This window comes from Virgibacillus ndiopensis, from assembly GCF_900187325.1.
GTDB classification, from domain to species: Bacteria; Bacillota; Bacilli; order Bacillales; family Amphibacillaceae; genus Virgibacillus_E; species Virgibacillus_E ndiopensis.
The window spans coordinates 855,539-878,705 of record NZ_FZMZ01000004.1 but is presented as its reverse complement, the minus strand read 5'-3'; the positions used below and the strand labels follow the sequence as shown (position 1 = coordinate 878,705).

Annotated in this window: 24 protein-coding genes and 1 riboswitch; of the genes, 18 read left to right on the top strand and 6 right to left on the bottom strand. The window is 35.6% G+C overall.

The genetic code is table 11. The features are described 5' to 3' along the window. Positions 1–47 precede the first annotated feature (47 nt). Positions 48–1,181 (top strand): AbrB family transcriptional regulator, encoded by a 1,134-nt coding sequence (locus tag CS937_RS06780; protein ID WP_099157670.1) that lies wholly within the window; start codon positions 48–50, stop codon positions 1,179–1,181. A gap of 463 nt (positions 1,182–1,644) precedes the next feature. Beyond that, complete coding sequence (locus CS937_RS06770) at positions 1,645–2,370, top strand: hypothetical protein (protein WP_099157669.1); 726 nt, start codon at positions 1,645–1,647, stop codon at positions 2,368–2,370. Positions 2,371–2,456: 86 nt separating this feature from the next. Here CS937_RS06770 and CS937_RS06765 read toward each other — a convergent pair whose 3' ends face one another. After that, positions 2,457–3,770, bottom strand: coding sequence for an ISL3 family transposase (locus CS937_RS06765; protein ID WP_017186666.1), 1,314 nt, complete (start codon positions 3,768–3,770; stop codon positions 2,457–2,459). 1 nt (position 3,771) lies between these two features. Beyond that, the gene (locus tag CS937_RS19405) at positions 3,772–3,921 is read right to left on the bottom strand and encodes a hypothetical protein (RefSeq protein ID WP_017186665.1); all 150 of its coding nucleotides are present in this window, start codon (positions 3,919–3,921) and stop codon (positions 3,772–3,774) included. A gap of 1,187 nt (positions 3,922–5,108) precedes the next feature. Between CS937_RS19405 and CS937_RS06760 the strand changes: the two genes are divergently transcribed. From CS937_RS06760 to CS937_RS06740, 5 genes are read left to right on the top strand one after another with little or no spacing between them, the layout of a single operon-like run. After that, positions 5,109–5,723, top strand: coding sequence for a TetR/AcrR family transcriptional regulator (locus CS937_RS06760; protein WP_099157668.1), 615 nt, complete (start codon positions 5,109–5,111; stop codon positions 5,721–5,723). A 14-nt stretch (positions 5,724–5,737) separates the two neighbouring features. Next, positions 5,738–6,442: an ABC transporter ATP-binding protein gene (locus tag CS937_RS06755; protein WP_099157667.1), complete on the top strand. Its 705-nt coding sequence runs from the start codon at positions 5,738–5,740 to the stop codon at positions 6,440–6,442. Next, entirely contained in the window at positions 6,442–8,670 is a 2,229-nt protein-coding gene (locus CS937_RS06750) for an ABC transporter permease (protein ID WP_176555771.1), read from the top strand. Before CS937_RS06755 ends, CS937_RS06750 begins: the two co-directional genes overlap by 1 nt. Before the next feature lie 44 nt (positions 8,671–8,714). After that, complete coding sequence (locus tag CS937_RS06745; RefSeq protein WP_099157665.1) at positions 8,715–9,116, top strand: DUF6157 family protein; 402 nt, start codon at positions 8,715–8,717, stop codon at positions 9,114–9,116. Between the two features lie 39 nt (positions 9,117–9,155). Next, on the top strand, positions 9,156–9,572 hold the full coding sequence (locus CS937_RS06740) for a VOC family protein (RefSeq protein ID WP_099157664.1): 417 nt from the start codon (positions 9,156–9,158) through the stop codon (positions 9,570–9,572). Positions 9,573–9,711: 139 nt separating this feature from the next. Here CS937_RS06740 and CS937_RS06735 read toward each other — a convergent pair whose 3' ends face one another. Then, positions 9,712–10,098 (bottom strand): SLAP domain-containing protein, encoded by a 387-nt coding sequence (locus CS937_RS06735; protein ID WP_176555770.1) that lies wholly within the window; start codon positions 10,096–10,098, stop codon positions 9,712–9,714. Between the two features lie 402 nt (positions 10,099–10,500). Between CS937_RS06735 and cyoE the strand changes: the two genes are divergently transcribed. The 3 genes from cyoE to CS937_RS06720 all read left to right on the top strand — a co-directional run bounded on the left by cyoE (position 10,501) and on the right by CS937_RS06720 (position 12,993). Continuing rightward, complete coding sequence (cyoE, locus tag CS937_RS06730) at positions 10,501–11,418, top strand: heme o synthase (RefSeq protein ID WP_099157662.1); 918 nt, start codon at positions 10,501–10,503, stop codon at positions 11,416–11,418. A gap of 17 nt (positions 11,419–11,435) precedes the next feature. Next, positions 11,436–11,714: a GNAT family N-acetyltransferase gene (locus CS937_RS06725; protein WP_099157661.1), complete on the top strand. Its 279-nt coding sequence runs from the start codon at positions 11,436–11,438 to the stop codon at positions 11,712–11,714. 601 nt (positions 11,715–12,315) lie between these two features. Beyond that, on the top strand, positions 12,316–12,993 hold the full coding sequence (locus CS937_RS06720; RefSeq protein ID WP_245835708.1) for a transporter: 678 nt from the start codon (positions 12,316–12,318) through the stop codon (positions 12,991–12,993). Here the strand turns inward: CS937_RS06720 and CS937_RS06715 are convergent. Next, positions 12,934–13,920: a TIGR00341 family protein gene (locus CS937_RS06715; protein ID WP_099157660.1), complete on the bottom strand. Its 987-nt coding sequence runs from the start codon at positions 13,918–13,920 to the stop codon at positions 12,934–12,936. The genes CS937_RS06720 and CS937_RS06715 overlap by 60 nt on opposite strands. 250 nt (positions 13,921–14,170) lie before the next feature. Here CS937_RS06715 and CS937_RS06710 point away from each other — a divergent pair, with 250 nt between their 5' ends. Beyond that, complete coding sequence (locus CS937_RS06710) at positions 14,171–14,401, top strand: excisionase family DNA-binding protein (RefSeq protein ID WP_099157659.1); 231 nt, start codon at positions 14,171–14,173, stop codon at positions 14,399–14,401. 19 nt (positions 14,402–14,420) lie between these two features. Next, a complete protein-coding gene (locus tag CS937_RS06705; protein ID WP_099157658.1) occupies positions 14,421–15,317 on the top strand; it encodes an RluA family pseudouridine synthase in 897 nt (298 codons plus the stop codon). A gap of 55 nt (positions 15,318–15,372) precedes the next feature. Here CS937_RS06705 and CS937_RS06700 read toward each other — a convergent pair whose 3' ends face one another. Together CS937_RS06700 and CS937_RS06695 are read right to left on the bottom strand one after the other, a co-directional pair. Then, entirely contained in the window at positions 15,373–16,371 is a 999-nt protein-coding gene (locus CS937_RS06700) for a DmpA family aminopeptidase (protein WP_099157657.1), read from the bottom strand. A 110-nt stretch (positions 16,372–16,481) separates the two neighbouring features. Continuing rightward, positions 16,482–17,840: an alkaline phosphatase gene (locus CS937_RS06695; RefSeq protein WP_099157656.1), complete on the bottom strand. Its 1,359-nt coding sequence runs from the start codon at positions 17,838–17,840 to the stop codon at positions 16,482–16,484. A 474-nt stretch (positions 17,841–18,314) separates the two neighbouring features. Between CS937_RS06695 and CS937_RS06690 the strand changes: the two genes are divergently transcribed. From CS937_RS06690 to ribH, 6 genes are all read left to right on the top strand, one after another. Further along, positions 18,315–18,674: a hypothetical protein gene (locus tag CS937_RS06690; RefSeq protein ID WP_099157655.1), complete on the top strand. Its 360-nt coding sequence runs from the start codon at positions 18,315–18,317 to the stop codon at positions 18,672–18,674. Between the two features lie 97 nt (positions 18,675–18,771). Then, on the top strand, positions 18,772–18,954 hold the full coding sequence (locus CS937_RS06685; RefSeq protein WP_099157654.1) for a hypothetical protein: 183 nt from the start codon (positions 18,772–18,774) through the stop codon (positions 18,952–18,954). 184 nt (positions 18,955–19,138) lie between these two features. Beyond that, positions 19,139–19,285, top strand: a riboswitch (FMN riboswitch). Between the two features lie 263 nt (positions 19,286–19,548). Next, positions 19,549–20,664 carry a bifunctional diaminohydroxyphosphoribosylaminopyrimidine deaminase/5-amino-6-(5-phosphoribosylamino)uracil reductase RibD gene (ribD, locus tag CS937_RS06680; RefSeq protein ID WP_141554332.1) on the top strand — a complete coding sequence of 372 codons (1,116 nt, stop codon included), beginning with the start codon at positions 19,549–19,551 and terminating at the stop codon, positions 20,662–20,664. Then, complete coding sequence (ribE, locus tag CS937_RS06675; protein ID WP_099157653.1) at positions 20,645–21,277, top strand: riboflavin synthase; 633 nt, start codon at positions 20,645–20,647, stop codon at positions 21,275–21,277. The genes ribD and ribE overlap by 20 nt, the downstream gene beginning before the upstream one ends. Positions 21,278–21,309: 32 nt before the next feature. Beyond that, positions 21,310–22,509 carry a bifunctional 3,4-dihydroxy-2-butanone-4-phosphate synthase/GTP cyclohydrolase II gene (locus tag CS937_RS06670; RefSeq protein WP_099157652.1) on the top strand — a complete coding sequence of 400 codons (1,200 nt, stop codon included), beginning with the start codon at positions 21,310–21,312 and terminating at the stop codon, positions 22,507–22,509. A 29-nt stretch (positions 22,510–22,538) separates the two neighbouring features. Continuing rightward, on the top strand, positions 22,539–23,006 hold the full coding sequence (gene ribH / locus CS937_RS06665) for a 6,7-dimethyl-8-ribityllumazine synthase (RefSeq protein WP_099157651.1): 468 nt from the start codon (positions 22,539–22,541) through the stop codon (positions 23,004–23,006). Positions 23,007–23,167: the final 161 nt, after the last annotated feature.

Genomic DNA, 23,167 nt, shown 5'->3' with positions numbered 1-23,167 from the left:
TATTATTCTTTGAATGAAGAGAAACAAATTGAAAGCTGGTTTACTATATGAAACATAGTGCTCTAAATAACGCTAAACCAATTATCACAACACTAATTACTGCCATTATCGGAGGCGTTGTATTTACACTAATTCATATCCCGGTCCCATGGTTACTTGGGCCAATGATAGCTGTGTTATTTGGAACAAACGCTATGAAGCTTGATTATGTTTGGCCAAGCCTCATTCGAAATACAGGTATGATTGTTGTTGGATATACGATTGGTTTATCGATGACGTCTAATGCTTTGCATCAAATGGCGCTTCAATTACCTTCCATGCTACTCATGACTTTATTGCTAGTATTATTATGCTCGGGTATTGCCTGTGTTGTATCAAAGCTATCCGGCAATGATTATGCTACGTCGTTATTAGGTAGTATTCCCGGGGGATTAACACAGGTGATTGTACTGGCGGAAGAAACAAAAGGAGTTAATTTGGCCACGGTTACCGTTACACAGGTTACCCGGCTGATGATCATTATTATTGTTATGCCGTTACTTGTTACGATTCCTATGTTTGGTCAAAGTGGTGCAGAAGGTTCAGTAAAAGTTGCAAGTTCAACTTCCGCTTCAGCTAGTTGGGCTAGTTTATTTCCTGACATTCTTATTTTTGCATTTGTGTGTATCCTATTCGCACTCGGTGGTACTAAAATAAAATTTCCTACTGCTTATTTATTGGGACCAATTCTCGGTACAACGATGCTTCAACTAGGTGGTTTAGAAGGACCACATCTTCCGTTAACTTTAATTGATATGGCACAACTGATGATTGGTACTCATGTAGGGTTAATGCTCAAAACAGATCAGATATCCAAGAAATTAAGAACTTTTAGTTTAGCGATTGCAAGTGGTATTTTGCTTGTGTTAGGTGCTATTGTATTAAGCATGATTCTTAATACAATTTATCCAATATCAAATGCTACAGCGCTGTTGAGTATGGCACCTGGTGGTATGGATCAGATGGGGATTATTGCGCATGAAATTCATGCAGACTTATCCATCGTGTCAGGTTATCAGTTGTTTCGCACCTTCTTTATCTACTTTGCGGTGCCACCTTTATTAAAATTGTTATTCAACTTAATGAACAAAAAGAAAGCAGCTATGCAAAAAAGGGAGCATGGCAATATCTTAAAATACTAAGGAAAAAGACAGGATCAAACTACAACTCAGATCCTGTCTTTTTTGATGAATAAAAACGGGTATTCGGATTTTATAGTGGAAAAGGGTTTATAATTCACCCTTCTTCAATTTCTTTAGAAATATGGAAAAACGAATACCAAAGTTAACTAAATTCCATAAAGATGCTCTTTCGTTATAGATGAATTATGAAAAAAATATCCAATATACTTTAGAAGTTAAAAAACTATAAAAAAAGCATTTAATTTACTTTTCTATTCATCTACCCATATAGTTATAGTAAAGTTTTAGTTCAAAAGCGTTCTGTTGCAATACCTAATGCAATGTATAATTACTGCGAATCTAAATATAAATTGAAAATTTGAATAAAAAATAAATAAAAAATAGTACATTATATCTATTAAATTAATGGGATTTTTTCCGATATTAAAAATAATATCTTTTTAAGGAGGGATATTACTTACTTATGGTCTCTAGTATTCAAAGATTACTAAATAATTATTTTGATAAAAGTAATGTCCAACAACAAAATTTCCGTAACACAGTTTCACAATCAGTAGAGAGAACTGATGGTGTTCATTCTAATAAGAATGTAGAAATATATAATCCCAAAACTAATAAAGTGAAATACAATGATAAATCTATTTCACCACGGTTACAGGTTGACAGAAATTACAATTTAACTATTGAAGAAAACAAAGTATACAGTGTGGATACAGATTATGGATTGATAAACTATCAATTTAATAGTGATTCAAATTCAAGTTACGTTCAAACACTGCATTACGATAATCAAATTAGTGATGAGAAACGTGTCCATCTAGAGAAAAACAGGCAATTTTTAACTCATTTACAGACGTTTGCAGAGACTGGAAGAATTAATATTATGTATACTGCAAGAGAAGCTAGTGAAGTACTAGAAGGATTTAATAGATTGGGAATCAATACCGAAGAGCCTTTCACTATAAATAATAAACCGACAAGATATAGGATTGATCCTTCTGGTGTTATTCATGAAGTTGATCTTGAGAGTAGAGGAATGATAGAGAAGGATTGGAGAAAGTTTGGACATGATGAAAATACTATATTTATAATTCAAGGTAAAGAGTACAAAATGGACGAGAATGGTCAACTTCCTTTACCAGAAGATTATGTCCATAAACATGAGCAAGTACAAATTATTAATAAATAATGTTCAGTAACATAATATTTCTAGCACCCTGAAATTTATATAGGGTGCTTTTTTCTTGGATTTTCGGATTTATGGTGGAACGGAACTTATAGCTCTCCCTTTTCCAACTCCTTAATAAATGTGGTGAAGTCGATACCAAAGTTATCTGAAACGTTGTGATCTGTAACGTGGTCAAACATATTTGGTAAAGCATCGTAAAAAGCATTTTTATTAAAACGAGGTTTCCGCTTTTTATGAAGCTTTTCGTTGAATAAAATTTTTGCCCTTAAAGAATCGAAAGAATATCCTTTTCCCAGTCGTTCAACATGACGTATAATGCTATTTATAGACTCTGTATATGCGTTAGTAAGTCTTTTATCAAAGTGATTGAATATTTCTTCATTCCAATTGTCTACGGCTCTAACAAGGTCTTTATAAGCATCTTTAACATTACTGGATACACAACGCTGACGCCAATTTATATATCGTTTTTCTCCTTCTTGTGAACTTGGCGTATCCCATATCTTATAGAATTCTTCTTTGAGTTCATAAGCTTCCTTCAAATCAGGAATATTTCCAAGCCAAGTTTCTAAAAGTAGCAATTCACGGTCGATTAGATCGTGCCTGCGTTTGAGAAGTATAAACCTATCACGCATAAGTGTTCTTCTTCCTTTTGGTGTCATATTAGTTCTTAAAGATTTCCTAACACTATCCAAGGCTTGATTTGCCATACGGACTACATGAAACTTATCTACCACCACTTTAGCGTGTGGAAGGACGATATTCACTGCATCTTTGTAAGGTTTCCACATATCCATTGTGACGTATTCGATATAAGACCTATCTTCAATCTCTAAAAGGCGTTTAATGACTGTATCCTTGTTACGATCCTTTTTGATGTCATAGATAGTTCTCCGTTCAACGTTGGTAAGTACCAGACGAGGTTTACGAATGATGTGTATTTCATCTATCCCAAGCCATTTAGGAGTCTCAAATTGGTATTCTCTTTCTTTAAATGCCGCATAGTCCTTAAAGACGTTCCTAACGGTCTTCTCGTCAACACCAACGCTTTCTGCGACTTCTACAAAGGTCTTAGACATTGATTGCTCTTCAATGGATTCTAACAGCCTTCTGGTCATACTACGCTTTTCGTCAATGGATATAAGACGTTCCCAAAAGGTCGAGTCACACTCACGACACTTATAACGTCTACGGTTCAATTGTAAGCCAACTCGCTTTAAACGAATGGGCAAATCCATAATCAATTGTTTTCGTGAGCTGTGCTTATATAACTTGTCAAAACCACATTCTGGACAACGTTCTGGAGGATAGATTGCTTCCACTTTAAACATCATATCGGTTTCATTCTCTTGTGGTGGTTCGATTGCTGTAAGATCTGGGAGGAATAATAAGTCGTTCATATTACACCTGAACCAACTCTGGATTTTGATAGATATTACCAATAATTTTTAAATTGCATTCAAGTGTCTTATCATCCACATATTGTACTTCGTTTGTCATATGCCAATGTGAGTACAAATTTATCCAAGCACGAAACTTAAACTCTCTCATTACCATCACTCCTATCATTTGATAGGTTAATTATACCAATAAAGGATAATGATATTCCACTAAATAATCCGATTTATGATTAAATTGTTGTTAAACTATTAAACTGGGTTTTCCACTATATATTCCGAAGACCCATAAAAACAAGAGTGTCGCACAAATATACCTTATGCAATTATTTTTTAAGCTATTTCTAAAAGATTGTTGGTATTACGCAAAATACGTAAACTGCGACATAAGCCGAGGAGACAGAAAAATAGAAACATCCTGGGGAGATGATACTTAGCAGGAAAGCGTGAATATCGGCAGTAGAGCAAGGATATCGATAGGAGAGCAAGGATATCGGCAGTAGAGCGTGAATATCGGCAGTAGAGCGTGAATATCGGCAGTAGAGCGTGAATATCGGCAGTAGAGCGTGAATATCGGCAGTAGAGCGTGAATATCGGCAGTAGAGCAAGAATATCGGCAGTAGAGCAAGGATATCGGCAGTAGAGCAAGGATATCGGCAGTAGAGCGTGAATATCGGCAGGAGAACGAGGATATCGGCAGGAGAACGAGATATCGGCAGTAGAGCGTGAATATCGGCAGGAGAACGAGGATATCGGCAGTAGAACGTGAATATCGGCAGAAGAGCAAGGATATCGGCAGTAGAGCAGGAACATCGGCAGTAGAGCGTGAACATCGGCAGTAGAGCGTGAATATCGGCAGTAGAGCGTGAATATCGGCAGTAGAGCGTGAACATCGGCAGTAGAGCGTGAACATCGGCAGTAGAGCGTGAACATCGGCAGTAGAGCGTTAATATCGGCAGTAGAGCAAGGATATCGGCAGTAGAGCAAGAATATCGGCAGTAGAGCAAGGATATCGGCAGGAGAACGAGGATATCGGCAGTAGAGCGTGAACATCGGCAGGAGAACGTGAATATCGGCAGTAGAGCAGGAATATCGGCAGTAGAGCAGGAACATCAGCAGTAGAGCAAGGATAGCAGCTGCTCCGGAAATCGTAGTGTATACTGGCTGTGGGAATAACAGCTACAAAAGATAACTTACGTGCATTTTACTGAAGCTACAAAATTTACGAAAAATGCCCTTTTTATTAAGCGATGTTTGACAATTAACTTTATATACCTTAAAATATGAATGTGTTCATAAATGAATTGATTCATTTTTGTTTTTAAAAGGAGTTAACAGACCATGTCAGGATTACGCGAAGAAAAGAAGAAACAAAATCAAATAAATATCATTCAATCTGCTAAAAGGATATTTACAGAAAAAGGATTTCAAAATACTTCTATGACAATGATTGCGAAGGACGCCAAAGTTGGTACTGGAACCATCTATAATTATTTCCCATCTAAAGGATCACTACTCCTTTCTATATTTGCAGAAGAAGTAGCCCAATTAGAGAAGGATAATGATTCGTTAATTAATGATTATAGTGGGGATTTGGTTGAATCGATCACACAATTAATGACAGAGTTGACAGCGTTTTTTGATCTTTATTCAAAATCTTTTTGGCGGGAAATTATGCATGCAATGACAGAAGAAGTTGAGGAGAGTATACATCTACGTCGAGGCTTATTCGGTTTGGATGAAGAAGCGATGCAGTGGGTTAAACAAATTATCGAAGAAAATGCCAATTGTTTTCTTATCCCGGTAAATAGTGAGGAAGCAACAAATACTGTCTATGGGGTAGTTATGATGCAGACTTTTATTTACATTTATGATGATTCGATGACGAAAGAACAATTTTTACAACAATTAAATCAGCAAATTCGATTTATATTTGCTGGTAAATTGAAAGACTGAACGGAGGAAAATAAATGGAGAAATTATTGGAAATAGAAGGGGTTAATAAAACGTATCAAAGTGGGTTGTCTAAGTTTCAAGCATTGACTGATATTAAAGTGGATATCGATAGAGGGGAAATTGTCGTTATTTTAGGTCCATCTGGTTCTGGTAAGTCGACATTGATTAATGCCATAGGTGGAATAGATCGGGTTGATTCTGGCACAATCCATGTTGATGAAAAAGATATTGTGTCATTAAACGATAATCAGTTGGTTCATTATAGACGGGAAAAGGTTGGTTTTGTTTTTCAAATGTATAACCTTATCCCAAATCTAACTGTCTACGAAAATATTGAATTAGCAGCGAACATTAGTAAATCACCACTCTCTATTGATGAATTAATAGATGCTGTTGGTTTAATAGGAATGGCCGATCGTTTTCCACGTGAATTAAGTGGAGGGCAACAACAGCGGGTTTCGATTGCCCGTGCAGTAGTTAGAAAACCGGAATTACTTTTATGTGATGAGCCTACGGGGGCTCTAGATTCCAAAATATCAAAGGAAATATTGAAATTGATTCAACAAATCAATGAAAAATATAATACGACAGTGCTTATCATCACACATAATCAGGCAATTAGTGCAATGGCCGATCGAGTGATCACACTTAAAGATGGGAAAATTGAATCTAACAACTTAAATGAGCGGCCAGTTGAACCAGAAAGGATTGAATGGTAGTGACTTTATGGAAAAAGTTATTTCGTACAATTAAAGAGAAAAAGGCACAATATCTGGCTGCCTGGATTCTTATCGTGATTAGTTCAACATTATTTTACGCTTTTACTGCTGCTGGAGCTAATCTGGTCGATAACTTAGATTCATTTTACCAGACAAATAACGTTGAAGATGCTAACTTTATTGTTCAGAAGTCTTTAACTAAACCAGATCAAATGGAAGAACAGCTTAACCTTCAATTGGAAGAAAGACTTTCCGTTGATGTATCCATGAAGGAAGATACGGTTCTTAGACTATTGAACGAGACACAAACTATCAATACGTATTCGGTAATTGATGGTACCAAATTACAATCAGATCAAGATATTTTAGTTGATCAGGGATATGCAAAAGTACATGATCTATCAATTGGTGATCACCTTGAATTAGCAGGGGAAAATTTTATTATTAAAGGAACCATGGCTATTCCTGATTATATTTATCCATTAAAGTCCACATCAGGTTTTCTTAAAAATCCAGACGCATTTGGAGTTGCGATAGTTAAAGAGGATGTTTTAGACAATTGGGCAAATACGCATAGCTATTTCAGTGTTCAGTTTAATCAAGATAATAAGGAACAATTTAAAAAAATCCTTAATGAAAATAACCATGTCTTGCAATGGGTTGATAAACAAGATAATAATCGGATCACCTTTATTAAAGGTGATATTGCAGCGGTTAAAAAAATGGGCGAATCACTACCAATTGCCATATTGTTGATTACGTTAGTTATTATATTGATTTTATTGTGGCGTTTAATGAAGAAGGAATACGTTCAAATTGGTACTTTATATGCACTCGGATATAACAAACGTGAAATTATTCACCACTATCTTACCTATGCTTCCATGTTGGCTATATCAGGGAGCATTGTAGGTACTTTACTTGGTTGGTTGCTTATGCATCCATTAATCTCCGTTTTTGCCGCCTATTATAATTTACCAGTTTTAACAACGGATCCACATTTGGGATATTTATTAATAAGTTTATTGTTACCATTGGTTTTCTTTGTACCATTAACATATATTTTAGTACGACGTGTACTGAATATCCCACCAGTGATTTTGATGAAAGGCGGAAAGGTGAAAACCAAGGTAAACGTGTTTGAACGTATCGTTAAATTACGGAACTTAAAATTTACGAAAAAATTTATTTTTCGCGATATTTTGCGTAATCTACCACGAATAGGATTTTTATCATTAGGTGTTATGTTTGCAACCCTTTTGTTATTGATGGGATTTATTACAAAGGATTCGATGACCTATTTAATTAGTGACAATTTTAAAGAAGTTTATCATTATGAATATGAATATGTCTTTAATCAACTGCAAACAGAACCGCCACAATCTGGTCAAGTTGCATCGTCAGTACCTGCTGCAATAGAAACAAAGGATGGTGATCAGTCTCTTGTAGTGACAGGTTTAAAACCAGGTAATTCTGCGATTCAGTTAACGGACATGGATGGTAATCGATTAAAATTTGATTCAGTTATTATAAATAAATCGCTTGCAGACAAACTAGATATTAAACAAGGAGAAACAATAGAAGTAACAAGTCAATTGTCGAACAAAACGTTCTCTTTAACTATTGATTATATTGCAGATTCTTACCTTGGAGATATGATTTATATACCGTTAAAGCAATTTAACCAATTAAATGAATATCCTAAGGACAGCTATATGTCATTGTATTCAGATAAAGAGCTCTCCATACCAAAAGGGGAACTTGCATCAAAATCATTGACAAATAATATGGTTACGGGTTTTGAACAAATCATTCAACCATTAAATTATGGCATCATTGCAATAGCATTGGTTGCAGCAGTCATTGCTGTTATTATCATGTATATATTAATCTCATTACTGATTGAGGAGAACTCGTATAAAATTTCTCTTATGAAAGTATTAGGCTATAATGAACGTACTATTCAGAAGCTGATGATTGGGTATAATATTTGGTTTGTTATACTAGGATTTCTAATTGCTATTCCAGTCACATTAGTATCCATCTCAGCATTTCTTAATTCAATAACAGCTGAAATGAACATAACCATTCCAGTTAAAATCGATTGGATTAATATTGCGATCAGCTTTGTCGTTATACTTGCTGCTTACTATGTTACAATTTTATTAAATAAACGATCATTAAAAAAGGTATCTATGCATGAAGCAATAAATAGGAGTACGGAATGAGGAAATGTATAATTAAATAAAGCAATTAACTTAGGAGGTCAGTTATGAGTTATAAGAACACCTTTATTACGATTTCTGAGGATTCAAATGTTAATGCTGCTATTGTACCGGTACTAAGAAATAATAAACCTACCATTGCTTCTACCGAATATGAATTAATAAAGAATAATCCTTATAAATATACACAAGAAGATGTACAATTTAAAACTTATTTAATAAAGAATTACATCGTATCAAATAATTTAGATGAACTCCGTGAACAGTTTTTTATAAAACCAAAAGCATGTTTTAGAGCTTCTCCATTAGTAAAAAAATATGGTTGGGGAATACATTATGATGATGAAGGGAAAATTGCAATATATGACGTTAAAAGTAAGGCATATAATGAGTTTCTCACGATGGACAATATTTCTATTTTAAAAGGAATGCGGTCGAAAAGAAAATAAAGTATCCAAAAATAAGAGAAGATTAGAGGTTTCACGATTATGAATCCACGAATCACTGTAATTACATTAGGTGTAGATGATTTGGAGAAAGCATTGGAATTTTATCGGGATGGATTGGGTTTGCCGACAGATGGTATCGTTGGAAAAGAATTTGATCATGGAGCTGTTGCTTTCTTTGATTTACAAGCAGGTTTAAAACTTGCCATTTGGAAACGCGAGGATATAGCTCATGAGGCAAAGATCGAGCAAACTCCTTCAAGCCCCACTGAATTTACTATTGGACATAATGTAGAAAGTAAAGAAGAAGTTGATAAGGTAATGGAACAGGCTGAAAAAGCGGGAGCTACTTTAACGGATCCTGCACACGACACCTTTTGGGGTGGGTACTCCGGACACTTTCAAGATCCTAATGGTCATTTGTGGGAAGTAGTTTGGAACCCTGCATGGGAGATTTGAAGAATAAATTTTTCGTAATAAAGGTAAATAATAGGGCTAAAACATGTTAGGTTTTAGTCCTTTTCCTTATGCAACGACGGAAAATTATCTTTACTCTAATCATTGATTTCTTATCATTTTTTATTAGTTATATGGAATTCTAAAGCTTGTACACTATATCTAACTTTCCGTTTTTTAACTTTGGTTTATGACATAGGCTTTCAACAGGAAAAATAAATGTCCACGGCATACTTGTATGTGGTTCAACGAATAATAATGGAAGCGTAAATGAATACTCCACTACTATTTCATTGTTCTCTAAATATCGCATTTTAGTGTTTTGGAAAGAAAGGTTCTTCTGGCTAGTGTTATGTATAAGTACCGTTACTAATAATTGGTTTTTATGATTTATCGCTTGCCACAATGATGAAAAATAAATAGGTTCATTTACTGCACATTGTGTATCTGAAAAAACTTGCTCAATTTGATTCCGATCTTTCGTGGATATTGTCTTATCCCATGATGATTCAAACCGAAGTTTTTGCATCTCATTGGCACCTCCAGTATGGGTTTGCATTAATTATAATATTATCTTTGACCATAAATAAAGCTACATGAATCCTAAAAGGAAAGACATGTAGCTTTATTTTATTTCCGGCCTTATGTAGAAGGGCGGTTTGGTCCGTGTAATTTCTTGCCGCCTTTCGTTCCTGACCGTAAAGCATTTATTTCCTCTTTACTTTTGTGTTTACTCTTACGCTTCTTAGTCATTTAAAAAACCTCCTCCATGTTTAGTTTGTCTAAATTCAATCAAAAGATAAGTCAAAATCCATTTAAACGTATTAATCCATATTACTTAATTATTTTTAGTAAAACCATTACAATAAAGGGGGAATATAAGTTTCTTTGCATAGAATTTTTGCACCAGTCTTGAAGGGAAAGATATGAAATGAAAGAGAATAAATCGATTAGAGAGATAGACGAACAGCATGCTACTTCCATTTTCTTTGATCTAAAAGAACTTTTAAAAGGTATTGTTTTAATCGCTAATGTTCTACCAGTTTTTACAGGTTTTTGGTTGGCGCTTTATTTTACCGATTCTTCATTTAACGAGTATTGGGACGTATTTTTGCTAACAATAGTTGGGAGTACATTCGTCATGGCTGGTGCACTTATACTGAATAACTGGTATGAGGTTGACCTGGATACCGTCATGTTACGGACTAAAAAGCGTCCAACTGTTACGGGGAATTTTTCGCTTAACGTGATTCTGTTTATGGGAATAGTATCAACCTTACTTGGTTTTATTTTACTGTTGTTTACAACAGTGGAAGCAAGTCTATACGCATTGGTAGGATGGTTTACTTATGTAGTTTTATATACATTCTGGTCAAAGCGTAGATATACACTTAATACAATAATTGGAAGCGTTTCTGGTGCAGTTACACCACTAATTGGGTGGGCAGCAATAGATTCAGCGTTTCATGTCGTTCCAATCATGTTATTTATCATCCTGTTTATCTGGCAAATACCACATACGTTTTCGATTGCAATGAAACGGTATGATGAATACAAAGCAGCAGGAGTTCCAATGCTTCCAGTTGTTCATGGTTTTGAGTTAACAAAGCGTCAAACAGTTGTATATATAGCCTGCTTGCTTCCATTACCATTTTATTTAACATCACTTGGTACAACCTTTGTAGTAATTGCTACCATCCTTAATGTTATTTGGATAGTAGTTGGTTTAAGTGGTTTCATTATGAAAAACGATGTGAAGTGGGCACGGATTAATTTTGTGTTTTCATTGAACTATTTAGCAATCTTATTTCTAACCATGATTATTGTTACATTACCTGTTTTTAATTAATTGCTAGGAGGAAAAAGATGATTACGATTAAAAAAGGTGAAAACAAATTTTTCGTTGGGGAAAATGAAAAAAATCCTATAGCAGAAATTACATTTGTTTCAGATGAAGATCAAAACATAATTGTTGACCATACTTTTGTTTCGGATGAGCTTCGCGGGGATGGTGTTGCTGGAAAGCTTGTAGAAAAAGTAGTGAATTATGCAAGGGAAGAGGGGAAGAAAATTATCCCCGAATGTTCATATGCTAAACATAAGATGGAAAAAACACCGGAATATCATGATGTTCTTGTAAAATAGCTATATAAAATAAAAATCAGGATTTCTCTATTCAGAAATCCTGATTTTTATTTTTATCTATGGTTATTTTCAATACAAAACATAAAACGCGACGTAATTGGTGGAATGATCACATGCAATTCTCGCTCCGCCGTCCGGGATCGCTTCGGGCAGATGCTTTCCCGGGCACGGCCTCAGCCTCCGAAGAGAAAACCACTCTGCGGGGTCTTCGGACACGTGCTGTTCTGAGCAGGAGTCACCGCCCTCCGCTCACTCGGACTAGTGGGTGGTATAATGTGTTCTTTTATAATAAATTGCTATTCCATCTAATGGTTCATAAACACAACACCAGTGGAGGAAATACATGTAGACTCCTGCGGCAAAGCGAAGACGATGAGACCCCACATGAAGTGGGTTTCTTCCGAGGAGGCTCATCGCGAGCCCGTGGAAAGCGAAGTTAATTTCCGGAACGGCTGTCCAAGCATTTAGTTACGTCGCAGTTTACTGAAACTATGAGGTTAAATAACAACAAACAACAAAGGTTACAAAAAGAGCCTTATCAATAAACACTTGCACGCATTTTTTATATAATAGAATAAGAGATGATCAAAAGAGGGATAGTATGCAGCAAATAATGAAAATTATATACGAGGGTATTATGATACTTCTTGTCATGCTTACAATTATTACGCTCTGGAGTGAAAACACATACAATTCAACAATAAATTGGATTGTGTGGGGAGTGTTTTTTGTAGACTTTGTCGTCCGATTAGCCATATCTAAGGAAAAGTGGATCTTCATAAAGCAAAATCCATTTCTCGTAATTGCAATTATTCCATTTGACCAGTTCTTCCAGGTTGCCAGAATCGTACGTATCATATACTTATTCCGAATTAAGACGATTACAAAATACTATATTTCACCCTATATTAAAAAACTTTCTTTTCAATCTATGAGTTTAATAGGATCTATACTTTTCGTTATATTAATTGCTGAATCTCTATTTATTTGGAATGTAGAAGGTTCCATACAAACTTATTATGATGCTTTGTTTGTTGTATTTGGCTATTTATTGTTTTTTGGACACGAAGTTTTTATAATTGAGAATCAAGTAGCAACTTGGACTTTAACAGGTATATCCATAATAGGGATTGCTGTTCAAGGAATGGCGTTACAGTGGGCATTGGCAAAGATGGAGATGTTGTTTAATCTGAGAAAGAAGAAAATGTCTAAACCTAAACTAAAACCGTATAAGCACAACAGTAATGATCAATATAAGACAAATTACACCAGTAAATAGCAAAGAGTTAACTCGTGATGTGTTTGCATCTTGAATATCCTTCCATTTTACTGGTTTAATCCCACTTAACCAAAATACGATTATAGCGGATAAAAGGATGGAATTAATATTAATTACTAATAACAACAAAGGTTGTATAGCTGATTGCCATTGAGAAGAACCAACCATCATTCCAAGAACAACGGCTGGAGGTAAAACAGCTAAAGATATCATTACGCCTACTAATTGGCCTTGTGATCGTTTAACAAAAGATAAGGCACCAGCAGCACCGGCTGAAACGGCCACAATTATATCTAAAATATGTACATTTGTTTGCGCAAGAAACTCACTACTATTAATCGGAAGAGGGAATAAATATCCGAATAAGGCAGCGATTGTGACTGGAATTAATAGTCCAGATATTGCAGTAATAATAGATTGACGAATTATCTTTTTTTCACCGAGAACAGAAGAAAATGAAACTCCCATAATTGGTCTGATTGAAGGATCGATAATATTTGCTCCTAATACTAGACCTGGGCTGTTTTGAATAACGCCAACTGTAGCGACTAGTGCTGCAAAAACGGTAAACCAAGAAAAACTACTGTCAATTTTACTTGAGGTTTGAACAACAGAATATAATTCATGTCTGCTTGCTCGTTCAAATTGTTGTTTATCATCATCGGGCGTATTTTTTTCATGATATTTACTGGGGATATATGCTTTTACAGAATAGAGTAAAGCGTCAAATTGGCTGTTTACATCAGAAGCTGCTTTCTCCAAGTAATTCAAGATTTTTTCAGCATTTTGTTTTTCAACTAGAATCCGGATATGTAGTTCATTATTTTCACGAGATGCCCAGTACGACGTGTATGAAAATTTGTTTAATAAATCATTTTGATATTTAAAATTCTCAGGTGCGATCACTTCAATCAATTGCAATTCCATTACTATCCCTCGATGTCAAATTAACTTCTCCATTTATTTATTCTAACCGTTTTTTTAGATAATATGAAAAACCCAAGTATTATTAGGGTAAAAGAGAAGGAAGCAAAAGAATTGAGATTAACCATTGTGGAATTGCAGCCGGTTTTAGAGGGTTGTTCAAAGCTCATTATTTAATAGTCATTCCTATTCAATAATGAGCATTTCCTTTATAATGTACTAAATGCCCTCAAGAGAAAGGAACAACAATACATTGTACCTTACAATAAAAGAAACAGCAGAATATTTATCAGTAAATGAATCAAAAATAAAAGCATTAATCTTGCAAAGCCGTATTCGGACGGTTCATGATGGTGAACAGTATCTTATAAATAAAGAACAATTCACAACACATTTTGATCAAGTTGAGAAATATAGAAAAATGATTGAGGAATATCTTAGCGAACCAATCCCAGAGGACATCGATGTTAAGGATGAAGATTAAATAGTTGAGGAGCAAAACAATGAAATCCAACCATAAGGATCAAAACAAAACACTTAAGTATAATGTTAAAGAACCAAGTGAATTACTTCCGTTTTTATTAAAGGCAATGTCCAATCGCAGTCGAAACTCAGTAAAATCCATTCTTACTCGAGGACAAGTTACGATTGATGATCATATTGAGACTAAGCATAACTATGCCTTACAGCCAGGACAAACGGTTACTATTTTAAAAAATAAAGCTGCAATTAAAGAAAGTCAGTTAGTTGGTATGACCATTTTATACGAAGACGAAGATATTATTGTCATTAATAAAGAAGCTGGTTTACTTTCCATCGCAACTCAAAAAGAGAAGATTCGAACAGCACATCATCAACTAATGGACCATGTACGTTTAGAAGGACCGGAAAATCGAATATTCGTCGTTCATCGCTTGGACAAAGATACTTCGGGTGTAATGATGTTTGCTAAAAGTGAAAAGGTTAAACGTATGTTACAAAATGCTTGGAAGGAAAAAGTGAAGGAACGAACTTATGTTGCACTTGTGGAAGGGGAAGTTAAGAAATCAAAAGGTTATATATCATCTTGGTTAAAAGAGAGTAGTACACACTTGGTATACTCAAGCCCAACTAAAAATGATGGACAGCATGCCATTACACATTTTAAAGTCATTCAATCTAATAATAGCTTTTCCTTATTAGAAGTACAGCTTGAAACAGGACGTAAAAATCAAATTCGTGTCCATATGCAAGATTTAGGACATCCAGTTGTTGGCGATAAAAAATATGGTTCAACAGGTAATGCAATTGGCCGGCTCGGATTGCATGCAAAAGTGTTGGTGTTTACGCATCCTATTACAGGAAAGTTATTGCGTTTTGAAGCACCAGTACCGAAGTCATTTTTAGTTAAATCAAAATAGGAAAAAAATTTAAAGAGGCTACTATATAAAGTCAATAGTTAGCCTCTTCTACATATCATTTCATATCTGGCAATGGTGCCTTTTCCACAACCCGACCTTTCCGACCTTCCGTTGACTCAGCTTTTTTCAACGAGTTAATAATCGCTTCTTCAGTCGATTCAATAACTGCTTGGAAAAGTTTATTCATAACTGGATGGTCGTCACGTATATATGTCACTGATACCATGGTTGAAACAGTGGCATGGGTATAGCGATTTGCGGTTGAAAAGGCAATTGCAATATCTCCGCTTCCGTTATCAATATGACTACCAGTCCGACCTAATCCAGCAGCACATCTCTTTGCAAGTCGCTTTAGTTGTCGATCATAAAGAGGGGCATCTGTAGCAATAATCATCATGATTGAACCATCTGGCGTATCTAGTTTCTTTTTATCCCAATTTGCAAATAGTGCATCCTCACGTTTACCAAAATTACTTAAAACAAGACAGCCAACCGTATAGTTTTCATCATTAACAGAAACAACTCGTGATGCTGTTCCTATCCCACCTTTATAACCGAAACAGACCATACCTTTTCCAGCACCAACTGCACCTTCTTCAACAGGCGCATTCTTTGCATTTTTGATCGCCTGTACGGCATGTTCACGTTTTATAGCTTGGTGACGTATCGAGTTCAAATAACTATCATTACACTCACCTACTACAATATTAATTGTACTCGTGGAATCACCAATCTCTTTATTTTCTTCGAGCATATAGTCTAGAGTTCCTTGCATGACAGGGCCAATGCTAAATGTATTTGTCAGCATAATAGGTGATTCTATTAATCCAAGCTCTTCAATTTGTACAAGTCCACCAGTTTTTCCATATCCATTTATAACATTGCTTGCTGCACGTGTTTTTTCGTTGAACAGATTTCCTTCATGGGGGAGAATGGCTGTTACACCAGTACATATTGTATCTTCTTCACTTATTTTCTCATATAAGGTGATATGACCAACTTTTATACCTTGAATATCTGTAATACAATTGTTTATCCCTTTTGGTAATGTCATTTATGGTATACTCCTTTTAACTTGACAGATATTTATTCTTAGTATAGCAAATATTCTTATGGTAAAACAAAAAAGGGTAACACCTCATTGAGATGTCCCCCTTTTAAATACTACTTCAAAAACTCAAATACTTCATTAGCGATATCTGTATTATCAATCAAGCCAGAGAATACCTCACTTTTTGGTCCATATGCATAAACGGGTACATCAACTCCGGTGTGTCCGCCAGTCGTGAATCCTATACCCGCACGGTCGTTAAACACTTCAGAAATTGCACTGTATAAAGTGTCAACATCATTAGTTGCCTTTGCCTCCTTGATGGATGTAAGCTCTTCTTCTGTGAACTCAAATTCCACATATTTAGCTAAAACATCCTCAACAGAAGCTCCGTCCATGATTTCTTGAGCCATGAATTCTGGAGTACGGCTGGTAGCTTTAATCGCTTTGGGATTCATATTATATTCACCATCACGGCCGATTGAAAATCCGCCAGTTGAATGGTCAGCAGTTAATACTACTTGTGTATGTTTATCATTTTTAGCAAACTCAATGACTGCTTCAAAAGCCCTTGCAAAGTCTTCCATTTCACTCATTGCACCGACAGAATCATTGGCATGTCCAGCCCAATCGATTTGACTACCCTCAACCATTAGGAAAAATCCGTCTTTATCCTTACTTAGCTGTTCTAAAGCTGTCGTCGTCATTTCTTCTAAGGAAGGAGTAGATTCGTCACGATCAATTGCTTTTGGAAGACCAACTGGTGCAAATAATCCTAGTAACTGGTTACTTTCACTTGCTCGCATTTCTTCTTTTGAAGTTACATAATTGTAGCCGTCTTGTTTAAAGTCTTTTATAAGATTACGGTCATCACGGTCAAAGTAATTTGTTCCGCCACCTAGTATAATATCAACCTTGTGTTCTCCGTTAATCATGTCGTCAAAGTAATCGTCAGCAATATCATTATAATTATTACGTGAAACATCATGCGCTCCAAAAGCAGCTGGTGTCGCATGGTTAACTTGCGATGTTGCAACCAGACCAGTTGCTTTACCGTTTTCTTTTGCCGCTTCTAGCACAGTTCCGACTGGTTTTCTATCATTATCGACAGAGATAGCTCCATTATATGTTTTTATTCCAGCTGCCATAGATGTCGCAGCAGCAGCTGAATCGGTTACATTTTCTTCCTTGTCATCAGGATGGGTTGTTGCCATTCCTACAAAATGTTCGTCAAAAATTGTCTTTTCCTTTTGTGTTGTTCGGGGATCATCTTTCATATAACGGTATGCAGAAGTATAAGAAGGACCCATACCATCACCAATCATTACAATTACATTTTTAACCTTGCTGTTATTGTATGATTTTGCTTTTGCTTTTCCACTGTCCGCACTCAGGTCTGTTCCATTCATCCCAATTAAGCTACCCACAGCCAGTACACAAATAGTTACCAAAACCCATACCTTTTTCTTCATGATTCTCCTCCTTGAAAATTATTTTGACTTTCAACTATTATGGTAATTTAAAATACTAGTTTTAAAAATAGTAGATTAGTTGTGAAATAGTTAGCCAATTTCTAATTTTGGGAACCGAGATTAAATTGGTGTAAATATGTGGTATGAATGTATCGAGAAAATTAATATCTAATTAATAATAGGGAGTACGGGTGTCGAAAAATAGTAGTTTTTGCTGAGTTCTAATATCCTACATATAATTACCATTTTGCTTTTAATTCGCCATGGTTTCATGTAATTATTACTTTCATGGATAAATTCAACGTTTGATTTTCGTGATCATTCCATTTGAGCAAAATTCTTTGCTTCATAGATTCTACATTGGATGCACCTCTCCTATTTTAGTTTAAGAAATTTATAGTGTTTGAAGGGTTTCAAAAACATGATAAAATAATAATGATTGGTAATTTATTGTTATGATAGGAGTGGGGAGAGTTGAAAAAGAAGAAATTATGTAACTTAGTGCTATTTATAGTATTTAGTCTCTTGGTTCTGAGTCAACCACTTCATTTAATTTCTCAAATCAACATAAGCCATGTTAATGAACCAACTATTTCTTCTGCTGGTTTTATTTCGGATGTAGATGCTGCCCATATAACTGGTCCTTCAACCTTACCAAATCATGACGAACACAAAGCAATTCCAATCATTCCATCTGTTAAAAAGTTGTATTATCCAACTGCATCTATTCCCTACCAATTTAGTTTTGTTCGAAATACAACAGAATCTGCTGGTTTTATAGATGTCGAGAAGTATCAATCGAATTATCTCTCCTGCAATGTATTATTTTCATAAGAAATGGTTTAAAACTTGATTCAAAAAGCTTTCTATAGTAATTAGAAGGTTTATTTATCGTGGAAAATAATACGTGGAAAGCGGGAGAGACAAAATTATGAAACAAAAAAATAAACCATACTGGAAAGAATCACTTGAGTGTTATTTGTATATAAGTTTTTTTATGTTTTTGTTTATAGGTACCTTTATTATAAGTGGTCAGTTTACAGGAATTGATTGGATAGGGTATTTCAAAGGATTTTCATGGGAAGTTAATACAGATGTTTTTAAGAAACTGTAAATAAAGAAATAGCAATATAGTGTAACAGCATGACTTGTTTTCTGTTAGGGGCAGGTCACGCTGTATGATTGTCATACGAGTATGGGGATTAATCACAAATTATAATTTAAAATAAAATACGTAAGAGTTTATAGTTGCGATATTATTTTATTTAAGTTATAAAGAATATACAATTTCATATCACAATTTCCTTCGGGGTCGGGTGAAATTCCCAATCGGCGGTGATGAAGTGTAAACTTCTTAGTCCGTGACCCGTGCGGTATTAAGCCACGCGGTGGATCTGGTGTAACTCCAGAGCCGACAGTTATAGTCTGGATGGGAGAAGGAATTTTTAGGTAGCAAGCATGTTTGTAAGATGATAAGCAAATGGTTATTTGAATATCGTTTTTTTACAAGGCTTTATTTACGTATATATGCTTGCTAATTTAAAATTCTGCCCTTAAACCTCTGAAGCTGATTCAGAGGTTTTTTATTTAGAAAATAGTGGAAGCATCCGTATAGTGATGTGTGGACTGCTCTTTGCCCAATCAGGGTGCAGAGTTGATAAAGCGGAAATCTGTACTTAATTTACCTTTAAAAAGGGAGGGTCTCTATTTGAATGATGAAGATTATATGAAATTTGCACTAAATTTAGCTAAACAAGTCTCTGGCCAAACAAACCCCAATCCACCAGTTGGAGCTGTTGTAGTTAAGAATGGTGAAATAATAGGCTTTGGCGCTCATTTAAGAGCCGGTGAAGCTCATGCTGAGGTTCATGCATTACAAATGGCGGGGGAGAAGGCACAGGATGCAACAATTTACGTGACCCTTGAGCCGTGCAGTCATTTTGGGAAAACACCGCCATGTGCAGATTTAATTATCGAGAAGGGTATAAAGCGCGCTGTAGTTGCTGTATCAGATCCAAACGAAAAAGTTGCTGGTCGAGGGGTTGAAAAGCTTCGTGATGCTGGAATTGAAGTATCGTTAGGCATTTTGCAATCAGATGCCGAACAAGTAAATGAAGTTTTTTTCCACTATACAAAAACGAAAACCCCTTATGTAACTGTAAAATCAGCGGTTAGTTTAGATGGAAAGACAGCGACAGTACATGGTGATAGTAAATGGATTACAGATGAAGAAGCGCGTTTGGATGTGCATCATTACCGTCACAAAAATGATGCCATTCTAGTTGGTGTCAATACAGTAATTGCGGATAATCCAAGTCTGACTACCCGGCTTCCGAATGGTGGAAAAAATTCTTTACGTGTGATTTTAGATACTCATCTGAGAACGCCATTGCATGCTAATGTTATCACGGATCATGAAGCGGATACTTGGATTTTTATTGGGAAAAATGTTACTGAACAGCGTATTGGATCTTTTATAGAGAAAGATCGTGTAAAGATAATTCAAATGGATGATAAGCAAATAAATATTGATAAAGTATTGAAATTCTTAGGCAATAAAGGGGTTATGTCCTTATTTGTTGAAGGTGGTTCGGAGGTTAACGGTTCATTGTTGGAAGGAAATCATATAAACCAACTGATTCTCTATATGGCACCAAAATTAATTGGTGGCAAAACAGCACCAACAGCTTTTGCCGGTAAGGGATTACAATCAATGGCTGAAACATTAGCGTTTGATATAAAACAGGTTGAAATGATAAGTAAGGACATCAAGATTATAGCGATACCGCGAAAGGATGATGGAGATGTTTACAGGAATAATTGAAGAGATAGGTACAATTAAGAAAATGCAGAAAGTGTCGGATCAGGCAATTCAGTTGACGATTGGTGCGTCAAAGGTCTTAGAAGATGTGAATGTCGGTGACAGTATTGCTGTAAATGGAATCTGTTTAACGGTAACAAATTATTCATCAGCTGATTTTCAAGTAGACGTTATGCCAGAAACAATTAAATCTACTTCACTCGCATCATTAAAGGTTGAATCGATGGTGAATTTAGAGCGGTCAATGCCTGCCAATGGAAGGTTTGGCGGTCATTTTGTATCGGGTCATGTTGATGGAACCGGGGAAATTGTAACAAAAGAAAGCCGCGAAAATGCAATTTATTATGAAATAGAAATTTCTGAAGAGCTTAGTCCATTTCTATTAGAAAAAGGTTCTGTTGCAGTTGATGGAATTAGTCTAACAATTTTTGATGTGAATGAGAACATCTTCACAATATCACTTATTCCACACACCGTTTCGGAAACTATTTTAGGTGAAAAGGGCAAGGGGGCCATCGTCAATATCGAATGTGACTTGCTTGCCAAACATGTTAAAAACATAATGAATCATCAATTTACCCACCATAAAGATGGAATTAATCAAGCGTTTTTATAGATAAATGGAGTTTAGTAAAGGAAGTGGAGAAGATGTTCCATACAATCGATGAAGCAATTGTTGATTTAAAGCAAGGGAAACCAATCATCGTAGTGGATGATGAAAATAGAGAAAATGAAGGCGATCTTGTCGCCTTATCAAATAAGGCAACACCAGAAGTAATCAATTTTATGATTACACATGGAAAAGGATTAGTTTGTACGACTATCCAAGAGAATATTGCTCAGAAAATTCGCCTTCCAATGATGACAGGTCAAAGCACGGACCCATTTGGGACCGCTTTTACGGTAAGTATAGATCATATAGAAACGAGAACTGGTATTAGTGCCGAGGAACGCTCGAAAACAATCCAGGCATTATTACATCCAGATGCTAAGGCAGAAGATTTCAAACAACCTGGACACGTGTTTCCATTAGTCGCAAAAACTGGAGGCGTCTTAACTCGTCCAGGACATACAGAGGCTTCTGTTGATTTAGCTAAATTAGTTGGAGCATTTCCATCGGGGGTAATCTGTGAAATTATTAAGGAAGATGGAACAATGGCTCGTGTACCGGATCTAACCAAAATGGCAGAAGAATTCGACCTCAAAATGATTACAATTGAGGAATTAATTGATTTTCGCAAAAAACATGAAAAGCATGTTAAACGCGAGGTTGAAACAGTTTTACCAACAGAGTTTGGTACGTTTAAAGTTATTGGCTATTCTAACGATCTCGATGATAAAGAACATATTGCTTTGGTTAAAGGTGAAATTGATCCGGACAAATCAATGCTAACTCGGATCCATTCAGAATGTTTAACGGGTGATGTCTTTGGTTCACATAGATGTGATTGTGGACCTCAATTACATGAAGCACTAAAGAAAATTAATGAAGCTGGAAATGGTGTAATCGTATATATGCGACAAGAAGGCCGTGGGATTGGATTAATAAATAAATTACGGGCATATAAGCTCCAAGATGCTGGATTTGACACAGTGGAAGCGAATGAACAATTGGGGTTTGCTCCAGATTTACGTGAATATGATTTAAGCGCACAAATTCTATTAGATCTAGGTGTGAAAAAGATTGATTTACTGACGAACAATCCTGCAAAGATGACTGGGTTAGAACCTTATGATATAAGTATTCAAGCACGTGTACCACTCCAAACAGATATGCGAAAAGAAAACGAAAAATACATGTATACGAAATTAGATAAAATGGGTCATATATTTAATTTTCATAAATAAAGAGGATGTTTATAAAGGAGATAGAACAGATGGGAAATATATTTGAAGGAAATTTAGTAGGAACAGAATTAAAAGTAGCAATTGTTGTTGCACGTTTTAATGAATTTATCACGAGTAAATTATTAAATGGGGCAGTAAACACGTTAAAAAGACACGGTGTTCATGAAGATAATATTGATGTTGCTTGGGTACCAGGAGCATTTGAAATACCATTAGTAGCGCAAAAAATGGCTAGGAAGGATTACGATGCAGTTATTGCGCTAGGAACTGTTATTCGTGGTTCAACACCACACTTTGATTATGTATGTAATGAAGCGGCAAAAGGAGTTTCAAGTGCTTCACTTCATTCTGATAAACCAGTAATTTTTGGGGTGTTAACAACGGAGACAATTGAACAAGCAATCGAGAGGGCAGGTACAAAAGCTGGCAATAAAGGTGCAGAGGCAGCTGTTGCAGCTGTTGAAATGGCAAATCTTGTGAAGCGTATTGAGGCATAAAGACGGAAGGAAACAGTTGAAATTAGCTGTTTCCTCATCTTTTATGATGGTAAATAATCTACTGATACGATAAACTATTGATAGATTATTTGTATCTGGAGGAGATTGAAATTAAATTTCTATTATATCAAATACTAGCAATTGCAGTTATTTGGACTGGA

Excerpts from the sequence above, each read along its gene's own strand:
- ribH (WP_099157651.1), top strand. The coding sequence starts at position 22,539 with ATGGGAAATATATTTGAAGGAAATTTAGTAGGAACAGAATTAAAAGTA.
- ribE (WP_099157653.1), top strand. The coding sequence starts at position 20,645 with ATGTTTACAGGAATAATTGAAGAGATAGGTACAATTAAGAAAATGCAG.
- CS937_RS06745 (WP_099157665.1), top strand. The coding sequence starts at position 8,715 with ATGAGTTATAAGAACACCTTTATTACGATTTCTGAGGATTCAAATGTT.
- CS937_RS06755 (WP_099157667.1), top strand. The coding sequence starts at position 5,738 with ATGGAGAAATTATTGGAAATAGAAGGGGTTAATAAAACGTATCAAAGT.
- CS937_RS06770 (WP_099157669.1), top strand. The coding sequence starts at position 1,645 with ATGGTCTCTAGTATTCAAAGATTACTAAATAATTATTTTGATAAAAGT.
- CS937_RS06765 (WP_017186666.1), bottom strand. The coding sequence starts at position 3,770 with ATGAACGACTTATTATTCCTCCCAGATCTTACAGCAATCGAACCACCA.
- CS937_RS19405 (WP_017186665.1), bottom strand. The coding sequence starts at position 3,921 with ATGAGAGAGTTTAAGTTTCGTGCTTGGATAAATTTGTACTCACATTGG.
- CS937_RS06725 (WP_099157661.1), top strand. The coding sequence starts at position 11,436 with ATGATTACGATTAAAAAAGGTGAAAACAAATTTTTCGTTGGGGAAAAT.
- CS937_RS06760 (WP_099157668.1), top strand. The coding sequence starts at position 5,109 with ATGTCAGGATTACGCGAAGAAAAGAAGAAACAAAATCAAATAAATATC.
- CS937_RS06740 (WP_099157664.1), top strand. The coding sequence starts at position 9,156 with ATGAATCCACGAATCACTGTAATTACATTAGGTGTAGATGATTTGGAG.
- CS937_RS06780 (WP_099157670.1), top strand. The coding sequence starts at position 48 with ATGAAACATAGTGCTCTAAATAACGCTAAACCAATTATCACAACACTA.
- CS937_RS06715 (WP_099157660.1), bottom strand. The coding sequence starts at position 13,920 with ATGGAATTGCAATTGATTGAAGTGATCGCACCTGAGAATTTTAAATAT.
- CS937_RS06735 (WP_176555770.1), bottom strand. The coding sequence starts at position 10,098 with ATGCAAAAACTTCGGTTTGAATCATCATGGGATAAGACAATATCCACG.
- CS937_RS06685 (WP_099157654.1), top strand. The coding sequence starts at position 18,772 with ATGAAACAAAAAAATAAACCATACTGGAAAGAATCACTTGAGTGTTAT.
- CS937_RS06695 (WP_099157656.1), bottom strand. The coding sequence starts at position 17,840 with ATGAAGAAAAAGGTATGGGTTTTGGTAACTATTTGTGTACTGGCTGTG.
- CS937_RS06720 (WP_245835708.1), top strand. The coding sequence starts at position 12,316 with ATGCAGCAAATAATGAAAATTATATACGAGGGTATTATGATACTTCTT.
- CS937_RS06705 (WP_099157658.1), top strand. The coding sequence starts at position 14,421 with ATGAAATCCAACCATAAGGATCAAAACAAAACACTTAAGTATAATGTT.
- cyoE (WP_099157662.1), top strand. The coding sequence starts at position 10,501 with ATGAAAGAGAATAAATCGATTAGAGAGATAGACGAACAGCATGCTACT.
- CS937_RS06700 (WP_099157657.1), bottom strand. The coding sequence starts at position 16,371 with ATGACATTACCAAAAGGGATAAACAATTGTATTACAGATATTCAAGGT.
- CS937_RS06670 (WP_099157652.1), top strand. The coding sequence starts at position 21,310 with ATGTTCCATACAATCGATGAAGCAATTGTTGATTTAAAGCAAGGGAAA.